At 50.2% G+C, this 22,209-nt stretch carries 23 protein-coding genes and 4 tRNA genes; 10 read left to right on the plus strand and 17 right to left on the minus strand.

Annotated features, from left to right (window positions below; all coding sequences use genetic code 11):
• Positions 1-137 precede the first annotated feature (137 nt).
• The 4 genes from AC6R1A_RS01065 to AC6R1A_RS01080 form a co-directional block, all read right to left on the minus strand.
• Positions 138-213: transfer RNA gene (locus AC6R1A_RS01065), tRNA-Thr, on the minus strand.
• Positions 214-225: 12 nt separating this feature from the next.
• Positions 226-300: transfer RNA gene (locus AC6R1A_RS01070), tRNA-Gly, on the minus strand.
• 35 nt (positions 301-335) lie between these two features.
• A tRNA-Tyr gene (locus AC6R1A_RS01075) sits at positions 336-420 on the minus strand.
• 46 nt (positions 421-466) lie between these two features.
• Positions 467-542: transfer RNA gene (locus AC6R1A_RS01080), tRNA-Thr, on the minus strand.
• A gap of 207 nt (positions 543-749) precedes the next feature.
• On the opposite strand from AC6R1A_RS01080, the gene coaA reads away from it, so the two are divergent.
• The gene (coaA, locus tag AC6R1A_RS01085) at positions 750-1,673 is read left to right on the plus strand and encodes a type I pantothenate kinase (protein ID WP_500625634.1); all 924 of its coding nucleotides are present in this window, start codon (positions 750-752) and stop codon (positions 1,671-1,673) included.
• A 39-nt stretch (positions 1,674-1,712) separates the two neighbouring features.
• On the opposite strand, the gene AC6R1A_RS01090 is transcribed toward coaA, so the two are convergent.
• Together AC6R1A_RS01090 and AC6R1A_RS01095 are read right to left on the minus strand one after the other, a co-directional pair.
• Entirely contained in the window at positions 1,713-2,138 is a 426-nt protein-coding gene (locus tag AC6R1A_RS01090) for a DUF805 domain-containing protein (RefSeq protein ID WP_500631028.1), read from the minus strand.
• Positions 2,139-2,153: 15 nt separating this feature from the next.
• Positions 2,154-2,501 (minus strand): 5-carboxymethyl-2-hydroxymuconate Delta-isomerase, encoded by a 348-nt coding sequence (locus AC6R1A_RS01095; protein WP_334555628.1) that lies wholly within the window; start codon positions 2,499-2,501, stop codon positions 2,154-2,156.
• Between the two features lie 279 nt (positions 2,502-2,780).
• Here AC6R1A_RS01095 and tpiA point away from each other — a divergent pair, with 279 nt between their 5' ends.
• Together tpiA and AC6R1A_RS01105 are read left to right on the plus strand one after the other, a co-directional pair.
• The gene (gene tpiA / locus AC6R1A_RS01100) at positions 2,781-3,551 is read left to right on the plus strand and encodes a triose-phosphate isomerase (protein WP_010445251.1); all 771 of its coding nucleotides are present in this window, start codon (positions 2,781-2,783) and stop codon (positions 3,549-3,551) included.
• A 180-nt stretch (positions 3,552-3,731) separates the two neighbouring features.
• A complete protein-coding gene (locus AC6R1A_RS01105) occupies positions 3,732-5,081 on the plus strand; it encodes an MATE family efflux transporter (RefSeq protein ID WP_500631027.1) in 1,350 nt (449 codons plus the stop codon).
• A gap of 93 nt (positions 5,082-5,174) precedes the next feature.
• On the opposite strand, the gene rraA is transcribed toward AC6R1A_RS01105, so the two are convergent.
• The 3 genes from rraA to efp form a co-directional block, all read right to left on the minus strand.
• Positions 5,175-5,699: a ribonuclease E activity regulator RraA gene (gene rraA / locus AC6R1A_RS01110; RefSeq protein WP_334555630.1), complete on the minus strand. Its 525-nt coding sequence runs from the start codon at positions 5,697-5,699 to the stop codon at positions 5,175-5,177.
• 100 nt (positions 5,700-5,799) lie between these two features.
• A complete protein-coding gene (locus AC6R1A_RS01115; protein ID WP_500633104.1) occupies positions 5,800-6,720 on the minus strand; it encodes a 1,4-dihydroxy-2-naphthoate polyprenyltransferase in 921 nt (306 codons plus the stop codon).
• Positions 6,721-6,843: 123 nt separating this feature from the next.
• Positions 6,844-7,410 (minus strand): elongation factor P, encoded by a 567-nt coding sequence (efp, locus tag AC6R1A_RS01120; protein ID WP_334555632.1) that lies wholly within the window; start codon positions 7,408-7,410, stop codon positions 6,844-6,846.
• A gap of 32 nt (positions 7,411-7,442) precedes the next feature.
• Here efp and epmB point away from each other — a divergent pair, with 32 nt between their 5' ends.
• From epmB to AC6R1A_RS01135, 3 genes are all read left to right on the plus strand, one after another.
• Positions 7,443-8,465 (plus strand): EF-P beta-lysylation protein EpmB, encoded by a 1,023-nt coding sequence (gene epmB, locus AC6R1A_RS01125; RefSeq protein ID WP_500631025.1) that lies wholly within the window; start codon positions 7,443-7,445, stop codon positions 8,463-8,465.
• Positions 8,466-8,560: 95 nt separating this feature from the next.
• Positions 8,561-9,127, plus strand: a complete 567-nt coding sequence (locus tag AC6R1A_RS01130) for an MgtC/SapB family protein (RefSeq protein ID WP_334555634.1) — start codon at positions 8,561-8,563, stop codon at positions 9,125-9,127.
• A 95-nt stretch (positions 9,128-9,222) separates the two neighbouring features.
• Positions 9,223-10,545: an anaerobic C4-dicarboxylate transporter gene (locus tag AC6R1A_RS01135; RefSeq protein WP_500631024.1), complete on the plus strand. Its 1,323-nt coding sequence runs from the start codon at positions 9,223-9,225 to the stop codon at positions 10,543-10,545.
• A gap of 83 nt (positions 10,546-10,628) precedes the next feature.
• Here the strand turns inward: AC6R1A_RS01135 and pfkA are convergent, their stop codons facing one another.
• From pfkA to AC6R1A_RS01150, 3 genes are all read right to left on the minus strand, one after another.
• Entirely contained in the window at positions 10,629-11,591 is a 963-nt protein-coding gene (pfkA, locus tag AC6R1A_RS01140) for a 6-phosphofructokinase (protein ID WP_334555636.1), read from the minus strand.
• Positions 11,592-11,858: 267 nt separating this feature from the next.
• Positions 11,859-12,773 carry a CDF family cation-efflux transporter FieF gene (gene fieF, locus AC6R1A_RS01145; RefSeq protein ID WP_500633103.1) on the minus strand — a complete coding sequence of 305 codons (915 nt, stop codon included), beginning with the start codon at positions 12,771-12,773 and terminating at the stop codon, positions 11,859-11,861.
• 129 nt (positions 12,774-12,902) lie between these two features.
• A complete protein-coding gene (locus tag AC6R1A_RS01150; RefSeq protein ID WP_334555638.1) occupies positions 12,903-13,412 on the minus strand; it encodes a CpxP family protein in 510 nt (169 codons plus the stop codon).
• Between the two features lie 187 nt (positions 13,413-13,599).
• Between AC6R1A_RS01150 and AC6R1A_RS01155 the strand changes: the two genes are divergently transcribed.
• From AC6R1A_RS01155 to trmL, 4 genes are all read left to right on the plus strand, one after another.
• Positions 13,600-14,286 (plus strand): response regulator, encoded by a 687-nt coding sequence (locus AC6R1A_RS01155; protein WP_500633102.1) that lies wholly within the window; start codon positions 13,600-13,602, stop codon positions 14,284-14,286.
• Positions 14,286-15,686 (plus strand): envelope stress sensor histidine kinase CpxA, encoded by a 1,401-nt coding sequence (cpxA, locus tag AC6R1A_RS01160; RefSeq protein ID WP_500631023.1) that lies wholly within the window; start codon positions 14,286-14,288, stop codon positions 15,684-15,686. Before AC6R1A_RS01155 ends, cpxA begins: the two co-directional genes overlap by 1 nt.
• A 104-nt stretch (positions 15,687-15,790) precedes the next feature.
• A complete protein-coding gene (locus AC6R1A_RS01165) occupies positions 15,791-16,399 on the plus strand; it encodes a superoxide dismutase (protein WP_500631022.1) in 609 nt (202 codons plus the stop codon).
• A 103-nt stretch (positions 16,400-16,502) separates the two neighbouring features.
• Positions 16,503-16,979 carry a tRNA (uridine(34)/cytosine(34)/5-carboxymethylaminomethyluridine(34)-2'-O)-methyltransferase TrmL gene (gene trmL / locus AC6R1A_RS01170; RefSeq protein WP_500633101.1) on the plus strand — a complete coding sequence of 159 codons (477 nt, stop codon included), beginning with the start codon at positions 16,503-16,505 and terminating at the stop codon, positions 16,977-16,979.
• A 79-nt stretch (positions 16,980-17,058) separates the two neighbouring features.
• Here the strand turns inward: trmL and trpS are convergent, their stop codons facing one another.
• The 5 genes from trpS to AC6R1A_RS01195 form a co-directional block, all read right to left on the minus strand.
• Positions 17,059-18,096, minus strand: a complete 1,038-nt coding sequence (gene trpS / locus AC6R1A_RS01175; RefSeq protein ID WP_500633100.1) for a tryptophan--tRNA ligase — start codon at positions 18,094-18,096, stop codon at positions 17,059-17,061.
• 119 nt (positions 18,097-18,215) lie between these two features.
• On the minus strand, positions 18,216-18,896 hold the full coding sequence (locus AC6R1A_RS01180; RefSeq protein ID WP_500633099.1) for a phosphoglycolate phosphatase: 681 nt from the start codon (positions 18,894-18,896) through the stop codon (positions 18,216-18,218).
• 108 nt (positions 18,897-19,004) lie between these two features.
• Positions 19,005-19,679 carry a ribulose-phosphate 3-epimerase gene (gene rpe, locus AC6R1A_RS01185; RefSeq protein WP_487902589.1) on the minus strand — a complete coding sequence of 225 codons (675 nt, stop codon included), beginning with the start codon at positions 19,677-19,679 and terminating at the stop codon, positions 19,005-19,007.
• Positions 19,680-19,752: 73 nt separating this feature from the next.
• Entirely contained in the window at positions 19,753-20,580 is an 828-nt protein-coding gene (locus AC6R1A_RS01190; RefSeq protein ID WP_334555646.1) for a Dam family site-specific DNA-(adenine-N6)-methyltransferase, read from the minus strand.
• Between the two features lie 108 nt (positions 20,581-20,688).
• Positions 20,689-22,170: an SPOR domain-containing protein gene (locus AC6R1A_RS01195; protein ID WP_500633098.1), complete on the minus strand. Its 1,482-nt coding sequence runs from the start codon at positions 22,168-22,170 to the stop codon at positions 20,689-20,691.
• Between the last annotated feature and the right edge of the window lie 39 nt (positions 22,171-22,209).

Below are 22,209 nucleotides of genomic sequence, written 5' to 3' on the forward strand. Positions count from 1 at the left end.
ATGAGTAGTCCCTCTAGGTACGGATTTTAAGTGGCGCAAGACCACGTAACCAAACAAATTGGTGATAAACTTATTCTCAATCACTAAACGTAGTTTAGTAAAAAGAAAGTATCAAAAGGAAAAGTTCGCTTGAGAGCTGGTGCTGATAGGCAGATTCGAACTGCCGACCTCATCCTTACCAAGGATGCGCTCTACCACCTGAGCTATATCAGCACTCATAATGAGTGGAGCGGGCAGCGGGAATCGAACCCGCATCATCAGCTTGGAAGGCTGAGGTAATAGCCATTATACGATGCCCGCAACACGTAACTCTTCGAGCTATTTCCTAAAGAATATGGTGGAGGGGGACGGATTCGAACCATCGAAGGCAGTGCCGGCAGATTTACAGTCTGCTCCCTTTGGCCACTCGGGAACCCCTCCAAATTTTTATCTATTTCTCGCTCTCTAAAGGAGATGCATAGAGAAATGGTGCCGACTACCGGAATCGAACTGGTGACCTACTGATTACAAGTCAGTTGCTCTACCTACTGAGCTAAGTCGGCATAAGTGGTGCGCATTCTATTGAATGATTTTCTACCTTGCAATAGCAAATCCAAAAAAAAATGCCAAATTGGATACTTTCTGCTTTTTTGTTGAAAAATCGAGCAAATTGTCGGGCAAATCACGCGAATATCGATCATCTCGTTTGCAATCTAAGTCCGTTGTTGTAATGTCGCTGCTCGCATCTTCAACTCAGGTTAGGACGACACATGACTCCCTATCTCTCTTTTACCCGACAGCAGTGGGCAGAATTACGCAATTCTGTGCCCATGACGTTGTCTGAAGAGGATTTGCGGGAGCTGCAAGGCGTGAACGAAAGCCTGACGATGGAAGAAGCTGTTGAGATTTATCTGCCCCTAGCGCGATTGCTTAATCTCTATGTCGCCGCTCGGCAAAGTCGCAATACCGTCCTGAACAATTTCTTGGGCAACCAAGAGAGTGCTCCACCTTTTATTATTGGGATTGCCGGTAGTGTGGCGGTCGGCAAAAGCACCACCGCTCGTTTACTCCAAGCACTGCTGTCACGTTGGGATAACCATCAAAAAGTCGAGCTGGTGACCACCGATGGCTTTCTTTACCCTAAGCGCGTACTCGATGAACGTGGCATTATGCACCGTAAAGGCTTTCCTGAATCTTACGATATCAAGCGTTTGGTACAATTCGTCTCAGACGTCAAAGCCGCCAAGCCCAACTTGGAAGTGCCGGTCTACTCTCACATCACCTATGACATCACCGATGAAGTCAAAGTGGTGGATAGACCTGATGTGCTGATTATAGAGGGGCTCAATGTGTTACAAAGTGGGATGGATTACCCACACGATCCTCATCGTGTGTTTGTCTCCGACTTCTTAGACTTCTCCCTCTATGTCGATGCCAACAGTGAGGTGATTGAGCAGTGGTATATTGAGCGTTTTCTAAAATTTCGCTCCGGCGCCTTCACTAAACCGGGGTCTTACTTCAGCCACTACACCCAGTTGTCGAAACAGCAGGCGATAGATAAGGCAAAGGAGATCTGGCATTCCATCAATGGTATTAACCTGCGCAACAACATCTTACCCACTCGCGAGCGGGCGCAGCTGATCCTAAAAAAAGGACTCAACCACAAAGTGGAAGAAGTCCTTCTTCGTAAATAGCCTAGGGTGATAAAAACTCTCTTACTATAGAACAGCTGATTATTCTGGCTGCGGGCCGAAACGATTCTCGCCTTCTGTGCCTTTAAAGAAGCCGCACTCGACCAAAATCCACACTCCGCAAATCATCGCGACGACCGAAATGGCGGTTTGCAGCGCCGCCGGTTGAGCAACTTGCCCAGGGTCACCCACTGGCATCGTCATACGTCCGATAACAAGTGGAACATTCAGTAACAGCCACCAACTGGATTTGTCTCTGTCATGCCAACGCTTGGCGGTGATGGCTAAGTCAGGAATCAACACGATGACAAGGAACACCGGCAGGATGAGATGGGCCGTCGCTGGAATAACCGCGTTGAGTGTCGCAGCGAAGCTTACAATCACTAGGTAGTAAACCACATTCCACAGCCAATAAACCTTACGACCAATGCGGCCTTGAAATGAAAACAGCAGTGCTTTAATTGACATCGTATTCCCTAATGGTTAATTGATGATTTTTTGAAAACAGCTCGGGTCCATATCGCGAATATTAACGGTTAAGCTACGCACGTGTCCCGCTTGTTGTTGCAACACCGCCATTAATTGACGAGATAAATCACGCTTCTGTTCCTCAGTTCTTCCCGCCAACAGCTCGAAGCCAATATGAATAAAATCGCTACTGTCACCTTCATCCCCAAGCAGCCAATGATGGCAGCGCAATGCGCGAGACTTGACGGATAAGGTGTCGAACAGGCCTGATTGTAAAACCACGAAATGCAAATCCTCGAGTAATCCTTGCACATTAACACGCTCATCCACAGAGTTGGAGTATTCCATAACTAGGTTTGGCATCGATGTTGTTCCCTTTTTAGTGCGCTGGTTGGATAGGTATACGCCACTATTATCAATTTCTGTACTTATTTCGCACTCGATGCCAGCGATTCTGTCTACGGGATCACTGCCAGAGCGGTCAGTTATGCTAAATCCATGCGCAAGGCAGTCGGCAAAAGGTTTACAAACCCAATAAGACATGACGGTAATCATGATCTGGACCATTTAATCTGTTATATTCCTACCCAGATTTTTTACATTAATGAACGTTCTACGTTAAAAAGAGAAGGGAGTATTCCTATGCGTCGTCCTGTAGTGATGGGTAACTGGAAATTGAATGGCAGCAAAGCAATGGTCACTGAGCTGCTAACGGGTCTAAACGCTGAGCTTGAAGGCGTCGAAGGTGTCGACGTAGCCGTTGCGCCACCAGCACTTTACATCGACCTTGCTGAGCGTGTCATCGCAGAAGGCGGTAACAAGATTATCCTGGGTGCACAAAACACTGACCTCAACAACAGCGGTGCCTTCACAGGTGACATGTCGCCAGAAATGCTGAAAGATTTCGGTGCTTCTCACATCATCATCGGCCACTCCGAGCGTCGTGAATACCACAACGAATCTGACGAGTTCATCGCAAAGAAATTCAACTTCCTAAAAGAAAACGGTCTAACCCCTGTTTTCTGTATCGGTGAATCTGAAGCGCAAAACGAAGCGGGCGAAACGGAAGCCGTCTGTGCTCGTCAAATCAATGCAGTGATCGACACTTACGGTGTTGAAGCGCTAAACGGCGCCATCATCGCATACGAGCCAATTTGGGCTATCGGTACAGGCAAAGCAGCGACGGCAGAAGATGCACAACGCATTCACGCTTCTATCCGCGCACTTATCGCGGCAAAAGACGAAGCGGTTGCTGCGCAAGTGATCATCCAGTACGGCGGTTCTGTGAAGCCAGAAAACGCAGAAGCGTACTTCTCACAGCCAGACATCGATGGTGCTCTCGTTGGCGGCGCTTCTCTTGACGCGAAGAGCTTTGCAGCGATTGCAAAAGCGGCGGCGGCAGCAAAAGCTTAATCCAATCCTTTATGGACATAGACAAAGGTCAGCTTGCGCTGGCCTTTTTTGTTGCCGCGGTACAAAACCCAAAGCCGGCCCAAATATGTACGCCTCACACCATCTCAACGATGGGGGTTGGTCGTCATAGAGCAGATAAAGTATGCTACGCTTTTCCGCCCGTGAGAGTTGACGTCCTCGATGCAAGATAAACATGGCCTGTTAACGGGTCACATTCCCGACGTTTTGCGCCAAATGACCGTGCCGATGACCTTTGGCATGATCGCTATTTTGATGTTCAATCTGGTCGATACGTTTTTTATCTCTCTGCTCGGTACCCAAGCGCTGGCAGCGGTCAGCTATACCTTTCCTGTCACCTTTGCCGTCAACTGCATCACTATGGGCATAGGAATGGGCATCTCCACCAACATTGCTCGTCTACTTGGCCAAGGCCATACCAACGATGCAGCGCGATTTTCGACCCACGGTTTACTGTTGGCAGTCACCTTAGTGTCGTTGGCGTCCATCTGTGGATTACTGACGATTGAACCGCTCTTTCTACTGCTGGGCGCTGAGCCAGATTTGCTTCCCCTTATCGACCAATACATGGCGATTTGGTATTTAACCATACCGCTGCTCGTCATTCCGATGGCGGGAAACAGCGCGATTCGCGCTACGGGGGATACCAAAACCCCGGCTAAAATCATGATGCTGGCCGGCGTGATTAATGGCGTGCTCGATCCTTTAATGATTTTTGGTTACGGCCCGTTTCCTGCACTCGGGATTCAAGGCGCGGCGATCGCAAGCGCTCTTAGTTGGGCGGGGGCACTGTTAGGCTCCTTGTACGTGCTCACGCGGCGCGAGAAGTTGCTCGCCAAACCAGACCTCACCACCCTTCGCAGTGATTGCCAATCCATTCTAAAAATCGGCACGCCGGCGGCGCTGTCAAATGCCATGACACCGCTCTCAGGTGCGATTCTGATGATACTGCTTTCGACGCACGGCACCAGTGCCGTAGCGGCCTACGGTGCAGCGCAGCGGGTGGAGTCGATTCTTATCTTGGTGCTGATGTCGCTCACCTCTGCCCTGACTCCGTTTATGGCTCAGAACTTGGGCGCGAAAAATCCGCAGCGCGGCTTCGCCGGTTTGTTCCTCACCATGCGCTTTGCACTGATTTTCCAATTGGGGATTTTTGTCATGATGGTGCCGCTGAGCATACCCATCTCCTCTCTGTTTTCTCAAGAGCAAGCGGTCAGAGATCTGTTGTGGCACTACTTACTCGTTGTGCCCTTTAGCTACGGGTTTCAAGGAATGTTAATGATGCTGGTCTCAGGGCTGAATGCGCTGCATGAACCGCTTAAAGCGTTTCAGTGGAGCTTTATGCGTCTGTTCATTTTCACCCTACCCTGTGCCTGGGTTGGCAGTCTTTGGTATGACATTGAAGGACTGTTTATCGGCATTGCCGTTGGCAATGTCATCGGCGGTGTACTCGCCTACCTCTACGCGCTCAAACTGCGCAGCGCTCACTTGTCTGCACCGCGACACCCGTAAAACGTTCAAAATGAGTCAGGATTTAAAGGAAAGTAAGGCCTAGAAACGAACACACCAGCCGAAGCTGGTGTGGTGAGAAGCTGGTGTGGTGATTTAGAGCGTCTCATCGACGACATCGGTCTCATCGACGTCTAAATCTATATCAAGTGGCTCTTGGGAGAGGATCACGCCTGTGTTGTCGGCATAAAGGTAGTCTTCGGGTAAGAAGGTCACGCCACCGAAGTTGACGGCCACTTCCGTTTCACCCACGCCTTGTGAGCTCGCACCAACCGGAATCGAGGCCAAGGCTTGAATACCAATGCTCATGTCTTCTAACTCATCGACTTCACGTACGCAGCCATAGACAACAATGCCTTCCCACTCGTTCTCTTCAGCAAGAGAAGCGAGCTCAGCATCAATGAGCGCACGTCTTAGCGAACCGCCACCATCGACCAACAGCACACGGCCTAAGCCGTCTTGTTCGAGCACTTCACGAATCAGCCCGTTGTCTTCAAAACACTTCACCGTTGTGATTTGGCCAGCGAATGACGCACTGCCGCCAAAGTTGCTGAACATGGGCTCGACCACATCGACCTGATCCATATAAACATCACACAAAGCGGACGTATTGTATTCCATGAGTTACCTTCCCAAACCGTTGGTTGACTCACTCGAGTATATCCGGTCATTAAGTCATTGCAATGACAAGGCGCAATAATACAAGCTCTTGTGAAGGTGATCAGACTCTCATCAGTGTTTGCACGACGACCACGCCAGCAAACAGCAGGTTAGTCAGCAAGGAGCATTTAACAATCACCGGCATCATCGGCGCAATCTGAGCGGGTTTATTCGCCAACCAGACCGCTCGGCCATGTTTAAACACCACCAGTACACTGAGCAAAAACGGCAAGCTGACCCACATTGGTTCTGGTTGATGAAGTAAGTAGAGCGCAAAGGCTAACAGAGAGAAGCCCAGCAAGAAAAAGTGATAATGCTTCGCACGTTGTTGGCCCAAGCGCACTGCAACCGTACGCTTTCCGCACTCTTGATCGTTCTCGATATCGCGCATGTTGTTGATATTCAGTACCGCAACCGCCAACAACCCGCAGCCTATCGCCGGAAGAATCAATGACACTTGGACAACACCAGTGTGAAGAAAATAGGTCCCGGCCACACCGAGCAAACCAAAAAAGAGAAACACAGAGACATCGCCGAGCCCGACGTAGCCATAAGGCTTCGACCCCACCGTATACGCTATAGCAGCGATGATCGCCAGTACCCCTAAGCCGACAAAGGCCAAGATGCTTTGCACACTCTCTAAGGCGTAGAAGACCAAAACCAGCCCGGACAATATCGTCATGATGACATTGATGACGATCGCTTGCTTCATGTCTTGGGTCGTGACCGCGCCCGACTGGATGGCGCGCATCGGGCCAAGACGTTTGTCGTTATCGGTGCCCTTGACGGCATCACCGTAATCATTGGCGAGGTTGGAGAGAATTTGCAATAAGGTCGCCGTCGCAAACGCCAACAGCGCGATCGATAGAGAAAACTCATGATGAGAGTACGCTAGCACGCTACCGGTCAAAATCGACACCAGCGCCAGCGGCAGCGTTTTTGGCCGAGCCGCACCCAACCAAATTTGCAAAGACGCTTTCATAAACCAGAACCTTTGATCTCTATATCACTAACAAACTCGGGCTATTGTGACACTTTGCCGCAGCCGAAAAAACAAAAAAGGCCACGATGTGGCCTTTTTCTCACGCTATCACGCATCGGGTGATTATTTTACGCGACCCACGTACTCGCCTGAGCGCGTGTCGACTTTAATCACTTCACCGATAGAGATAAACAGAGGTACACGAACCACAGCACCGGTTGATAGCGTAGCAGGCTTACCACCGGTACCCTGTGTATCACCTTTTAGGCCAGGGTCAGTGTCTGTCACTTCAAGCTCAACGAAGTTAGGTGGCGTTACAACGATAGGGTTACCGTTCCACAGCGTCAGCATACAGGTGTTGTTTTCCACCAACCATTTTGCGCTCTCGCCCACAGCTTTCGCATCCGCCGCGATCTGCTCAAACGTTTCCGCATTCATAAAGTGGTAGAATTCACCGTCGTTATAGAGATAATCTAGATCGATATCCATAACGTCTGCGACTTCACATGTGTCACCAGACTTAAAGGTTTTCTCTAGCACTTTACCAGAAAGAAGCTTACGAATTTTTACGCGGTTGAACGCTTGGCCTTTACCCGGCTTAACGTATTCATTTTCAAGGATCACACAAGGCTCGTTGTCGAGCATGAGTTTCAAGCCGCCTTTAAATTCATTCGTGCTAACTGTAGCCATTTTTTCCTCTTACATTCTTAGAGCTAAATTCAATGCCGCCTATCATAACCCGAAAAGTCGAATCTGTTGAGCAAAACTGGCTCAATCAACTAGCAAGTGGGATCTCGGATCCGGCCGAGTTATTACGACATCTCGAGATTGACCCCACCCCGTGGCAAGACGGCTTTGCTGCACGCAAACAATTTGCTCAGCGCGTCCCGTTAAGTTTTGTTGCTCGCATGGAAAAGGGCAACCCAGAGGATCCTTTACTGCGCCAAGTTTTACCGGTCGCGCAAGAGCTTGAATGGCACCCAGGTTTTAGCCAAGATCCACTCGAAGAGCAAGATAACGCCCAACCGGGCTTACTGCATAAGTATCGCAATCGAGCGCTTTTGATTGTCAAAGGCGGCTGCGCAATCAACTGTCGCTACTGTTTTCGCCGCCACTTTCCCTATCAGGACAATCGCGGCAACAAAGCCGTTTGGCAAAAAAACCTCGACTACATCGCCGCTCACACCGAACTCAACGAAGTGATTCTCTCGGGGGGCGACCCATTAATGGCCAAAGATAGTGAACTGGAATGGTTGATTTCCGCCATAGCAGCCATCCCGCACATTAAGCGTCTGCGCATTCATACTCGCCTACCTGTGGTGATCCCTGCTCGCGTCACAGACGGGTTGTGCACACTGCTGGCCAGCACGCGACTGCAAGTGGTGATGGTCACCCACATCAATCACGCCAATGAGATTGATGCGCCCTTCAGCGAAGCGGTGCGCGCGCTTAAGCAGGTTGGTGTGACCATGTTGAACCAAGCGGTGATGCTGAAAGGTATCAATGACAATGTCGATGCCCAAGTGGCGTTAAGCGAGTCTCTATTTGATGCGGGCATTTTACCCTACTATCTGCATGTGCTAGATAAGGTGCAAGGCAGCGCGCATTTTCATATTTCAGACAGCGAAGCGAAAACCATCATGGCGGGAGTGATCGAGCGCGTATCTGGTTACCTTGTGCCTACCTTGACGCGAGAGATCGGCGGCAGAAAAAGCAAAACCCCCCTTGATTTACATTTAGAGTAATCCCGACGACAAAAAGCTTTTGTTCGCTCCTCTGAGACACTCAGTGCATACTTTGCGGTTTCCCAGTATCACTCATGCCCATCTCAGAGGAGACCATGCACCCTTCACTCTCATCCTTGTTAGACCTCGGTCCGTTTTCTTGGTCAGCACTGCTTTGCTGCGCGATCAACGGCATTCTTATTGGTGTCGAACGTCAAACACGCGGCAAGCCAGTCGGTATCCGCACGTCAATCCTTATTATCGCAGGCACGTACTGTTTTATGTCGATGGCCGTGTCGCTCTCACCGAACACCTTAGACCAAGCCCGCGTATTGGGTCAGATCATTACTGGGGTTGGCTTTTTAGGCGCAGGCGTGATGATGACATTGGATGGCAAAATTCATGGCGTCACCTCTGCCGCGGTCATTTGGGTGTTAGCGGCGCTTGGGCTGATGACAGGGCTGGGCTATGAGCAACAATCCATCGTCATTACCGTACTGACATTAAGTGTGCTGCTGGGCGTCGATAAAGCGGAAAACCACATCAAGGCATTGCGCCGTGGCGTGCACCAGAAATTCCAAAACCGCAAAGAATCTCGCCGAGTGTCGAACGAACAATTTGCGAGCACAAACGCAAATAGCGCGGTTTTTATTGACGAAAAACAAAGAACTGGCGGATTGTAAAACAGACACGCGAGATAAGCATACAACTTCACATTCCAGCGTAAGGGTTTTGAGTAGCATAAATCACAGTTATCTATTACCCCCAGGATGTGATCATGTTTTATATACATATGTTGCTGCTGCTGGCCGTCATTTTTGTTGGCATTCGCCATGGCGGCATCGCGTTTGGTTTACTTGGCGGCTTGGGCGTCTCTGTCCTTGCATTTGTGTTTGGTATCGCCCCCGGTAGCCCACCGATCAGTGTCATGCTGATCATTCTTGCCGTGGTAGCTGCCTCTGCAACCTTAGAGGCCACTGGTGGCCTCAAACTCTTGGTCAAATTTGCTGAGCGTTTGCTGCGCAAACACCCCAACCAAATCGTCTTCCTTGGCCCACTGTGTACCTACTCTCTGACCGTGCTGGTCGGCACCGGTCACTCAGTCTACCCACTTCTGCCGGTCATTTATGATGTGGCTTACAAGAAGGGCATTCGCCCCGAACGTCCAATGGCGATGGCAACGGTCGCATCGCAAATGGGGATCACAGCGAGCCCGATCGCCGCAGCGGCCGCTGTCGTCATGGCGACCGCCGCAGATAACCATCTCGACATCAGCCTGGTTAACGTCCTCATGGTCACCATTCCTGCGACCCTGACGGGCGTGTTAATTGGCTGTCTATGGAGTCTAAAACGCGGCAAAGAACTCGACCAAGATCCTGCTTTTATCGAACGCTGCAAAGATCCTGAGTTCAAAGCGCAATTAATCGATGAAGAACAAGAGAGCCTAGACGTTCAACATGACCAGAAAATGGCGAAGCGAGGGCTTGGGATCTTTTTGGCTGGTATCTTGACGGTGATTTTTGTCGCCATGTTTGGCAAAGATCTCGCCTTACTGCCGCAAGGGGTCAAAATGTCGGTCGCGATTCAGTTTTTGATGCTGTCGGTCGGCGCAGTGATATTGCTCACCACCAAAGTGAACCCGAAGAAAATTGTTCACAGTAATGTCTTTATTGCGGGGATGACGGCGGTCATCATCATCTTTGGTATTGCTTGGATGAGTGACACCATCATCGGCCATCACAAACCCTATCTAATCAGCTTAGTCAGCGATGTTGTCGCAGCGCACCCGTGGACGTTTGCGATTGCGATGTTTGTGGTTTCGGTATTCTTGAAGAGCCAAGCCGCAGTACTGACGATTATGCTCCCCCTTGGCTTTGCGATGGGCATTCCTGCTCCTGTACTTATCGGCGTCTTGCCCGCTTGTTACGCATACTTCTTCTTCCCGTTCTACCCCAGTGATTTGGCGGCCATCTCCTTTGACCGTTCAGGGACAACGCAAATTGGCAAGTACGTCCTCAATCACAGCTTCATCCTGCCCGGGTTTATTGGCGTCGTCAGTGCGACCTTTGTTGGGTATCTGATTTCGACTGCCATTAACTAGCGCCGCCACTCTGACGTGAGACGAAAAACAAAAAGGCCAGTATGATACTGGCCTTTTGCTTGTTCTCAGTTGGGCGCTGTTAATTAGAACAGCTCTTCCGCGACTTTGAACAGATCGTGACGAACTGGACGCTTCATGTTTTCAATCGCATCGATGATGTCATGGTGAACCAGTTGCTCTTTCTGGATACCCACACAACGGCCACCTTGACCTTCCATCAATAGGTGTACGGCGTAGTTACCCATACGCGACGCGAGAACTCGGTCAAAGGCTGTTGGGCGACCACCACGTTGAATGTGGCCTAGCACGGTCGCACGAGTTTCACGACCAGTGGCAGTCTGAATCTCTTTTGCCAGTACATTGGCATCCATCATCAGCTCAGTCAGAGCGATGATCGCGTGCTTTTTACCTTTCTTGATACCGTCTTGGAGGTTGCTGATCAGCTTCTCTTTATCAAGGCCCGTTTCTGGGGTGATGATGTATTCACAACCGCCCGCAATCGCTGACATCAGGGTCAAATCGCCACAGTGGCGGCCCATGATTTCAACGATAGAAATACGCTGGTGAGACGATGAAGTGTCACGTAGACGGTCAATCGCATCGATAACCGTGTTAAGCGCAGTGAGATAACCGATAGTGTAATCCGTGCCCGCGATGTCGTTATCAATCGTGCCCGGTAGACCGATACATGGGTAACCCATTTCAGTCAGCTTCTTCGCCCCCATGTACGAACCGTCACCACCGATTACCACCAAGGCTTCGATACCGTGCTCTTTCAGGTTCTCGATCGCCTTTTGGCGTACCGACTCCTCTTTGAACTCAGGAAAACGTGCCGAGCCCAAGAAAGTACCACCACGGTTGATCACATCAGAAACGCTCGAACGATCCAATTTCTCGATACGGTTTTCGTAAAGGCCAAGATAACCATCGTAAATTCCGTATACTTCAATGTCTGCAGAGAGTGCAGTGCGGACTACGCCACGTACTGCTGCGTTCATACCAGGGGCGTCACCGCCACTTGTCAAAACACCAATCTTCTTAATCATGCTCACCCTCGATTTTTGGGAATCTTATTTCAAAATATTACGTTAGTGGTTTACAGGCGGCCACCAACAAAATTCCTTTAACTGCGTAGTATGTTACCTTGCCCCACAAGGAATACTACTTTTATTTTGTAGACGTTAATGTAAGTTTTCTACTTATGTAAGAGTATTACAGCTTTGCTCATAACGGGAATTGATACACGTCAGTATCAAGGTTAATACTCACTCGCTAGAAAGATAGCCAACCCCCAGCCATTTGTCGCCTCTTCGCTAAGACTCCCAGTGATGAACCTTCTGTTTACGCTCTTTACCGAACACCACAGAATAGGGATCTTGGTGGATCAATACGTCTGCTTCGGGGAAGGTCGCCAACAGCGAATCTTCTACGCGATCCGAAATTCGATGCGCCTCAATCAGCGGTAGATGATCGTCGAGCTCAAGATGCAATTGGATGAAGCGCGTCGGCCCTGACATACGAGTTCGTAACTGATGCACGCCGTGCACCCCTTCCACAGAGAGACAACATGCTTTGATCTGAGCAAGCTCCTTATCGGGCAGCTTTCTATCGAGCAAGGTTTGAATCGCCTCTTTGACCATCTTATAGGCGCTAAACAGAATGTACCCGCCGATGATGATGGCAAACACCGCATCCGCCTGAGTAATACCAAACCAGCTGAGACCAAGCGCCAACATGATCGCAGCATTCATGTATAAGTCCGATTGGTAGTGCAATGAATCTGCGGCAATGGCTTGGCTGCCGGTTTTTTTCACCACATGGCGTTGAAATGTGACCAAACCGAACGTCACCAACATGGCGAAAAAGCTCACATAGACGCCATATTCAGGTGACACCAAGGCATGAGGACGGAAAAATCGGTCAACACCATTAAGAATCAGGAATACCGCAGAGCCTGAGATAAACATCGCTTGAGCCAGCGCCGCCAGCGATTCCGCTTTGCCGTGACCAAACGCATGTTCACGATCCGCAGGTTGAAGTGAGTAGCGCACCACCACCAGATTGACCAACGAAGCGGCAATATCGAGCATAGAGTCGATCAGTGACGCGAGTAGACTCACTGAGCCCGTCATCCACCAAGCGCCCACCTTGACCACCAGCAAGCCACTGGCGACAAGCGTAGCGGTCCATGCTGCCATCGTCACCAAACGTGCATATTCTTGTTTCATATCCGTTTTCTACGTTAAGCCATTGCAAAAATTGGCTTAAGTATAACCTTATGTGTGGTGAAAGTGCAGCCAAGCTCCAGAAACACAAAAGGCGACCCGAAGGTCGCCAAAGGCAGTAGAGAGCGATGATCAGTTTTTGTTCATGCGTTTTTGCATTTTCTCGCCACACTCTGTCGCGCGCTCTTGTTGCAGCTCAACAAACTTAGCTTTTTGCTCAGGTGTTAGTACGCTTAACATTTTGTGTTCTTTCTCTAGCATCTTCACACGACGCTCAGTCTGTTGGTCGACCATCTGTTTCGCCAATTCTTGTGCGGCCGCTTGATCGAAGGTGTCAGCCAGTACCAACGCTTGCACGCTCGCACGGTGCGCCTGCATCTGCGCTTGATGTGACTCAAAATTCTCTTTGAATTTCGCTTTCATTTCATCACGACCGGCTTCGCGCATCTCTTTAAGCTGTGCTTGCTGTTCTTCGGTTAGGTCCAGTTGACGCATGATGCCGCGATCCAGACCACCACGACACTCATCACGCGGCCCTTTGTGGTTATCTTTACCACCGCCACCGAACGCCCATGCGCTCGCAGTACCTAATGTGAGAGGGAGGACAACAGCAGCCAATACCATTTTTTTTGCAGTGTTCATAATCGTTACCTTTCTTGTTCAAGTTATTGTGTGGGGCTGTCTTCACAGCGCTTGAGTGTAGAATAGGCCATGCTAAGTAAAGTGACGTTTAGGCAGCGTAAAGAATCGTAAAGAGGAAAAATTAGTCTCAATCTCCAGACGATTTACCAGTACTATTAACTCAGTGACGTTTGTAAGAGTGGTAACTATGGCACACCTATTATTGATTGATGATGACACCGAACTCACCGGGCTATTGACTGAGGTGTTAACGTTTGAAGGCTTCACCATCTCCGAAGCGAACAATGGCGAAGAGGGATTAGCGCTGGTCAGCGATGAGATTGATCTCATCTTGCTCGATGTGATGATGCCCAAACTCAATGGTATGGAAACACTCAAACGTCTACGAGAAAAGTGGCAAACACCCGTACTGATGCTCACCGCGAAAGGGGAAGAGATCGATCGCGTCATCGGCCTCGAACTCGGTGCCGATGATTACCTACCCAAACCATTCAGTGACCGTGAACTGCTCGCACGTATCCGAGCGATTCTGCGTCGCACCCAAGGTAAATCGGCGAGCAAAAACGGCGACTGCATCGAATACCAAGATCTTAAAGTCTATCCGGGCAAGCAAGAAGCCTATTGCCAAGGTGACTTACTCGAACTGACGACCACAGAATTCGCTTTGTTGAGCCATTTTGTGCAAAACCCAGGTGAAACACTCACCAAAGAAGCGTTAAGTTTGGATGTGCTAGGCAAGCGACTGGCGGCGTTTGATCGCGCCATTGACATGCACGTCTCCAACCTGCGTAAAAAGCTGCCAGAGCGCGCTGACGGCAAGCCACGGATCAAAACCTTACGTGGCCGCGGCTACTTGTTGGTTGAGGAAAACTGATGCGTTTACCGAAAATCACTAGCTTGTATGGACGCATCTTCGCCATCTTTTGGTTTACCATGTTTTTGGTGCTGATGGCGGTGCTCTCCCTCCCCCATCTCGATCCAAGAAAAGCACGAGACATTCCGAGCACTCACCTCAATGACTTAAGGGAAGTGCGAGACAGAGTCGAGCAACGCTTTGCCGGAGAGTCCAACCTCGCGCGGATATTGTTCCAACTTGAAGGGCCACGCAGGCAAGGTAATGATGGTGGAAGGCCACCAAAAGACAGCGGCCCGCGTTTCTATGTATCGGATATCGATGGCAACATACTGACGTCGCAAGACCCGAAAGATTTCAAGATTCGTGCACTGCAAAACTTTATCACCAGCGTCGAGTTAGCCGAAGCGCCCAAGCAGAAGCTCTACGGCCATTATATGCTTGCCGGCCCTATTCCGGTGACGTTAGCCAAGCAGCCTCTGTTGCTATACGTCGGCATCAAGTGGAATCAACCCGCGCCGTTTATCCTTAATCTGTTTGATCGACCACTCCAGCTTTTACTGGCAGTCATGTTGGTGAGCACCCCGCTACTGTTGTGGCTTGCTTGGGCACTGAGCCAACCTGCAAGACGTCTCGAACGCGCAGCAAAACGCGTCGCCGCTGGTGAATTTGAGGTGGACCCGCAGTTGGAGAAAGGCACCAGCGAATTTCGTCAAGCCGGAGAAAGTTTTAACCAGATGGTGGAAGCCGTTAATCAGATGATCTCGGGGCAGCAGCGCTTACTCTCTGACATCTCTCACGAACTGCGTTCACCGCTCACTCGGCTCAGAATGGCGACCGGTCTTGCCGTGCGTAAGCAAGGAGAGAGCACCGAGCTGACGCGCATCGATACCGAGGCTCAGCGCCTTGAGCAGATGATTGGTGAGCTGTTGGAGTTGTCGCGCATTCAAGTCAACAGTCACATGGTGCGAGAAAAACAAGCCTTGAGCAGCTTGTGGGAAGCCATCTTCTGTGACGCGCAATTTGAGGCAGAGCAAATGAGTAAAAACCTGCGCTACGATGCGATTCCTAATCGCACCATTTCAGGCAACCCCAAACTGCTCATGAGCGCGGTGGACAACGTAGTGCGCAATGCGATTCATTACGGCGAAGACAAAATCGACATCCAACTTCACGTCGCCGATGACGCCGTCCAAGTTATCGTTGATGACAACGGCGAAGGGGTGCCAGACGATGAACTGGAGTCGATATTCCGACCTTTCTACCGAGTCTCCACGGCGCGAGACAGACACAGCGGCGGAACCGGTCTTGGCCTGGCAATTACCGAAAGCGCAATACGCCAACACAGTGGCACAATCAAAGCGAGCCGCAGTCCGCTAGGTGGATTACGCGTGACGATTTGTCTGCCGCTGTGCCAATAAATCATGCGTTGTCATGGAAGTTCGCAATACCCACATCAACCTTACAGTTGATAATCGATCTCATTATCATTTAAAGTAAATTCTCCAAACATGGAGGATTTACGATGGTGCACCAATTTCCTGAACTTCCTTATGCGTATGATGCGCTTGAGCCTTATATCGACGCAAAAACCATGGAAGTTCACTACAGCAAACACCACAGAACGTATTTTGATAAGTTCTGCGCGGCAATCAAAGACAGTGAACTAGAGCAGCAGTCGCTGCGTCGCATTTTTGCCAACATCTCCTCACTGGCCCCCGCTGTTCGCAATAACGGTGGTGGCTATTACAACCACGTCCTGTATTGGAACTGCATGACGCCCAATGGCGGTGGTATGCCCAGCGGCGAGCTTGGCCGCGCCATCGAGGAGACCTTTGGCAGCTTTACCGAGTTCCAACAGCAGTTTAGCGACGCTGCGATCAATACCTTTGGCTCCGGTTTCGCTTGGCTGATCGTCAAAGATAATCAACTGGTGATTACCTCGACCAGCAATCAAGACAATCCCCTCATGGACGTGGCGGCCATCCAAGGCGAGCCCATTTTGGCCTTGGATGTGTGGGAGCATGCCTACTACATCAGCTACCAAAATCGCCGCCCTGACTACATTAACGCGTGGTGGAATGTCGTCAACTGGGAGGCGGTCGCAGAGAATTATCATCAAGCGCTGAGCTAATTAGACCGACAACAAAACAGACTAACAACGTCACACGGCACTTGGCGGTGTTTCATCACCGCCTTATACTCTTGGGTCTTATCAGAAAAAAGTAACCAAAACCATGTTTGATATTGCCCTATTTGAACCCGAAATCGCCCCGAATACGGGCAACATTATTCGCTTGTGCGCAAACTGTGGCGCTAACCTGCACTTAATTGAGCCATTAGGATTTGATTTAGAAGAGAAAAAAGTGCGCCGCGCCGGTTTGGACTACCATGATCTCGCGCGCGTCACTCGTCACAAAGACTACTCGGCATTTCTCGAATATCTGCAAAAAGAGCGCAGCGAATACCGCATTTTTGCTTGCACAACCAAAACCACAGGCCACCATGTAGACGCCCAATTCCAACTAGGCGATGTGTTACTGTTTGGTCCGGAAACTCGTGGCCTGCCAGCTGAATTGATCGAAAGCATGCCAATGGAGCAGCGTATTCGCATTCCTATGATGCCAGACGCACGTAGCTTAAATTTGTCCAATGCGGTTGCGATCATCGCTTTTGAAGCGTGGCGACAAATGGGCTTTGAAGGGGCACAGTAGGCGTCAGTTCCTAGAAGTGAGTGCCTAGTTCCTAGAATTCGACTTCTAGGAACTAGGAACTAGGAACTAAAATCCTCACCTACGGACGAGCAACGAAACCTACCGCTTCATACGCTTTCTTCAGCGTCTCAGCGGCACGAGCAGACGCTTTCTCCGCACCTTGCTTCATCACTTGATCCATGTAAGCACGATCGGCACGAATACGGTGGTATTCCGCTTGAATCGGCTCAAGCATCGCCACCAGCGCTTCACCCACGTCTTTCTTAAATGGACCGTACATTTCTACGCCTTGGTACTTGGCTTCAATCTCTGCAAAGCTCATACCTGTCGCCGCCGAGTAGAGGCCCATTAGGTTTGAAATGCCCGCTTTGTTGTCCCAATCGTGGGCGATACGTGGTGGCGTTTCTGTATCGGTTTGCGCCTTGTTGATCTTTTTAAGAATCGATTTCGGCTCTTCCAACAGCGTAATCACGTTCTTGCGGTTATCATCCGACTTCGACATCTTCTTGGTCGCATCCTGAAGGCTCATAACACGCGCATTCACGGTTGGAATGTACGGCTCTGGCACTTCAAAGATTGGCTGCTCAGGCGAGTAGATGTTGTTAAAGCGGTTGGCGACATCACGCGCCAGCTCAAGATGCTGCTTCTGGTCACTGCCGACCGGAACTTGATGCGCGCCGTAAAGCAGAATGTCGGCTGCCATCAACACAGGGTAATCGAACAGACCAACGTTGACATCGCCAAACTGACTAGAGGTGTCTTTCGAGTAGCGCGCTGATTTGTCTTTAAACTGGGTCATTCGGCCCAGTTCACCCATTTGGGTGTAACAGTTAAGAAGCCAACCAAGTTGAGCATGTTCCGGTACGTGGGACTGGACAAATAACGTGCTCTTCTTCGGATCAACGCCCACTGCGAGACAAATTGCCAATGCATCTAGAGTTGCTTCATGCAGTGCTTTCGGGTCTTGACGCACTGTGATGGCATGAAGGTCAACCACACAATATTGGCAATCATAATCGTCTTGCATCTGCTGCCATTGACGTAGAGCACCCAAGTAGTTACCGATACTTAGTTCACCTGACGGTTGAACACCACTCAATACGATGGGTTTGCTCATTAGAATGATTCCTTTGACTTCTTAATCTTAATAAATGAAAAAACCGCGCCCAGCCTGACGCCGACACGGTTTATCCAGTGTACTCATTAACGAGTATTTTGGAAGCGATTTCGTTGCGCTTAAGCGCAAACCGCGACCACTTCGAGTAAATCTGCGATGGTATCGGCGACGTAGTCCGGCTGTGAGTCGGAAATCGCTTCGCCGTGGTTGTAGCCGTAGGTCAAACCAAACGAGTAACACCCTGCGTTCTTCGCCGCAAGAATGTCGTTTTTCGAGTCGCCGACCATCAGCATCTGTTTGGTACCACAGTGGTGCTTTTCAAGCAGCCAGTTGAGCGCCATCGGGTTGGGTTTCTTTTCTGGGAAGGTATCACCGCCGATGATGTCACTGAAGTAATGATCAATACCATGCTGTGCGAGCACATCAGGCACGAACTTACTCGGCTTGTTTGTCACCAATGCTAGGGTGAAACCTTGCTCATGCAACGCCGCTAACGTCTCTTTTACTTGAGGGTAAAGATGGCTCAGCTTGTGTCCACCTTGGGCGTAAAAGTCATCAAAGAGGTGACGAGCTTTGACTAACAGCGCAGGATCAAGATCGGGGTCAAGCGTTAAGCTGCGAGATAAGGTGCGGCCAATCAACACATCGGCACCGTTACCGACGTAATCACGCACCTCTTCTTCCGCCACCGGCGCATAACCGAGCGCTTCGACAGCCGCGGAGGCGGCAACCGCGAGATCCGGCACACTGTCGAGCAAGGTGCCATCAAGATCGAACGCGATCAATTTAATGTCATTCATGAATATTCCTAATGGTTGAGCGGCGACTTTTTTAGTCACTCTTAGGGCGGGCATGATTGACCCGCCAGGTCACTTTATATGGGCAAACAGCCAAATTGGATTACTGAGTTATGACTTCACTTTGGCCAGCTCAGCGCGCATCTCATCGATTACGGCTTTGTAATCCGGCTGATTGAAAATGGCGGAACCGGCGACAAACATATCCGCGCCCGCTTCTGCGATTTCACGAATGTTATCCACCTTCACTCCACCATCAATTTCTAAACGAATGTCACGGCCTGATTTATCAATCATAGCGCGAACGGCACGCAGTTTATCTAGCGTGTGAGGAATGAATGATTGACCACCAAACCCAGGGTTTACTGACATCAATAGGATCAGATCGACTTTATCCATAATGTACTCAAGGTGAGCCAGTGGCGTTGCAGGATTGAGCACCACACCCGCCTGACAACCATGCTCTTTGATCAGTTGCAGTGTGCGGTCTACGTGTTCAGAGGCTTCGATATGGAAAGTGATCATTGATGCCCCCGCCTTAGCAAAGTCCGGGATGATACGATCCACGGGCTTTACCATCAAGTGCACATCAATAGGGGCGGTGATGCCATAGTCACGCAGCGCTTGGCAAATAGGTGCGCCAAACGTCAGGTTAGGTACGTAGTGGTTGTCCATCACATCAAAGTGAACCACATCGGCACCGGCGGCGAGCACCTTTTCGACGTCCTCACCAAGGCGAGCAAAATCGGCCGACAAAATGGATGGAGCAATAAGAAAATCTTTCATACCTGACCTCTGTTAGGTTGCGCTGAATAATCGTTGCGCAATTCTACCTAAGCTGGCGGTAGGAATACAGTGGCTATTTGCTTTCACCTGGTTGGAATAGTGCGAGCAGCTCATCGACTTTATTGCGCCCTGCACCATTGCGGCTGATGGTCCGTTTAACCTTGACCACGTTCAACTGCGCGCCATGATACAGGCGTCTGGTGAGCGTTGTGTCATGGTTAGAAATCAGCACGGAGATACCACGCTCTTTGGCCGCACGCTCAGCGACATCAGCCAAGGCGGCTTGATCATCGAGTGAAAAGCCATTGCCCGCGTAAGAGGTAAAGTTGGCGGTCGTCGACAGCGGCGCATAAGGCGGATCGCAATACACCACACTGCCCTTGCGCGCGCGTTTGAACGTCTCGGCGTAGCCCTCACAGACAAAGGTGGCCTTCTTGGCTTTCGCGGCAAAAAACTCCAACTCAGCTTCTGGGAAGTAAGGCTTTTTGTACGAACCAAACGGTACATTGAAGCCGCCTTTTTTGTTGTAACGACACAGGCCGTTAAAACCGAAACGGTTCATATACAAAAATGCAAGAGAGCGATAGAAGGTGTCATCACTTTGGTTAAACTCGGCGCGGATCGCCAAATAGGCTTCTTTGCGATTGTTCTCTGGGGTAAACCAGCGCTTCGCCTCAGGGATGTAGCTCTCAGGGTTGTCTTTGAGCAGATTGTAGAGATTGATGAGATCAGGGTTGATGTCTGCCAGCAGGTACTGCTCATAATCCGTATTAAGAAACACAGAACCAGCACCAACGAACGGTTCAACCAACTTACGACCTTCAGGCAGGTAGCGTTGGATATCTTCGACCAGACCGTATTTTCCACCTGCCCACTTGAGGAAGGCTCGCTGCTTCTTCATCTACTGCTCTATTTATCAACCACAAAATAAGGGGCGGAATGTATCATATTTACCGCCCCGACCAAAGCACTTGCCTACGCAACTGCGAATGACGCGAACAAATCGTCGTTATTCGACTCTCTCCAACTCGCTCTGCACCTGACCGAGCGATTTTGCCCATGGGTCAAGCTGTTGCAACGCCTCAGGAAGCGTCTGCACCGCATCTCGCGCCAGTTGAATGGTAGGGTAGTTTTGGTAAGTGACAATAAACCACTCCACCCCGCTTCTGACCGTAGGGTAAATGAAGACTTGATTGGCCAATTGGTGTGTATCAATAAAGCGCTGCACCTCTTCTAAGCTGTTCACTGCCGCCAGCTGCAAGGTGTAGCTGCGTGGCGAAAAGCTTTTCAATTCATCTTTAGTGAAGGAGAAACGGATCACCACCTCTGGCTCTGGCTGCGTGTCTACTTGCGGTGCGCTCTCTTGTTCAGCTTGGGGGGCAGACTCGGGAATCGATGCTTCCACCACCTCATCAATCGGCGTCGTATCGGCCTGTTCTGGTTTACCTTCAAGCAAAGCATCCACCACTTCAGAAGTAATGACCACACGCTGATGGGTATCATCAGGATTGCCGACACTCGACACTTCACTGGTCACGCTTGGTGGCAAGGACGCAGAGTCATCCTCGGCATTGGTCAGAGAGGGGTCGGTCACCGGCTCAGGCTCGACGGTCTTCGCTTCACTCGTTTGCGTGTCTGGAGCGGGCGTTTCGGGCAGAGTTGGAATGACCGTTTGCTCCAAGTTTTGACTGATTTGCTGGGCTTTCTCATCTGGGGTGGGCTGATTAATTAACCACCAGTAACCACCGCCGATCAGCAATAACAGGACAATAATCACCAACGCCATATTCAACGGTGATGCGACAATCGAGCGGATAATGATCCTTTTTTCCACTTTCTGTTCCCCTAGCGCCATAATTTTACCGGGCCGACGCGCGACACTGCGGTATGCATTTCTCACTCGTTTTTCCATGTCGTCTTCGACATATCGAATCACGAGGTGCTCAAAAAATCGTTCCGCTTCGTGCTCAGACAGCGGCTCGATATCAAAATCTATTGGTTTATGCTCTTGGCCGTAACTCAATCGCGTCAACAAAGGCTCAAGGCTATTGGATGCCGCAAAGAGCACCACATTGACGTTCCACTGCGGGCGCTCTTGCGCCTCAAGGACTAACATCCACAGTTCTGAAATGAACGACTCACTCAACAAGTGCGCGTCGTCGATTGCGATCAACACATCACAGCGCTCTCCCTCCATTAAACGAATAAAGGATTCAGACAAGGCGTCTGCAGGGTTAAACAGAGGTTCAGAAAAAAGCTGAGAGAGGACGGTAAGGCGTCGTTGAGATTCGTCCTGATTGGGGTGACACAAAAGCAGAGATTGGTTTTTGTCTGGCGACCACGCCTCTAAAAATCGCTGCGCAAGCCAAGTTTTGCCCGCACCACTTTCGCCACCAATGGTGACGAGGTTGGATCCAAAGTTAGTCAGCAGTTGCAGGCGTTCCAGCAACTCAGTTTGAGAGTCTAACTCCAAAACACGCGGGGAGCTCATTGCATCATCCTAAGACGTAGAGTGCGCAGCGACCTAAGC

This window comes from Vibrio sp. R10-SG3-ISO3 (assembly GCF_059834225.1).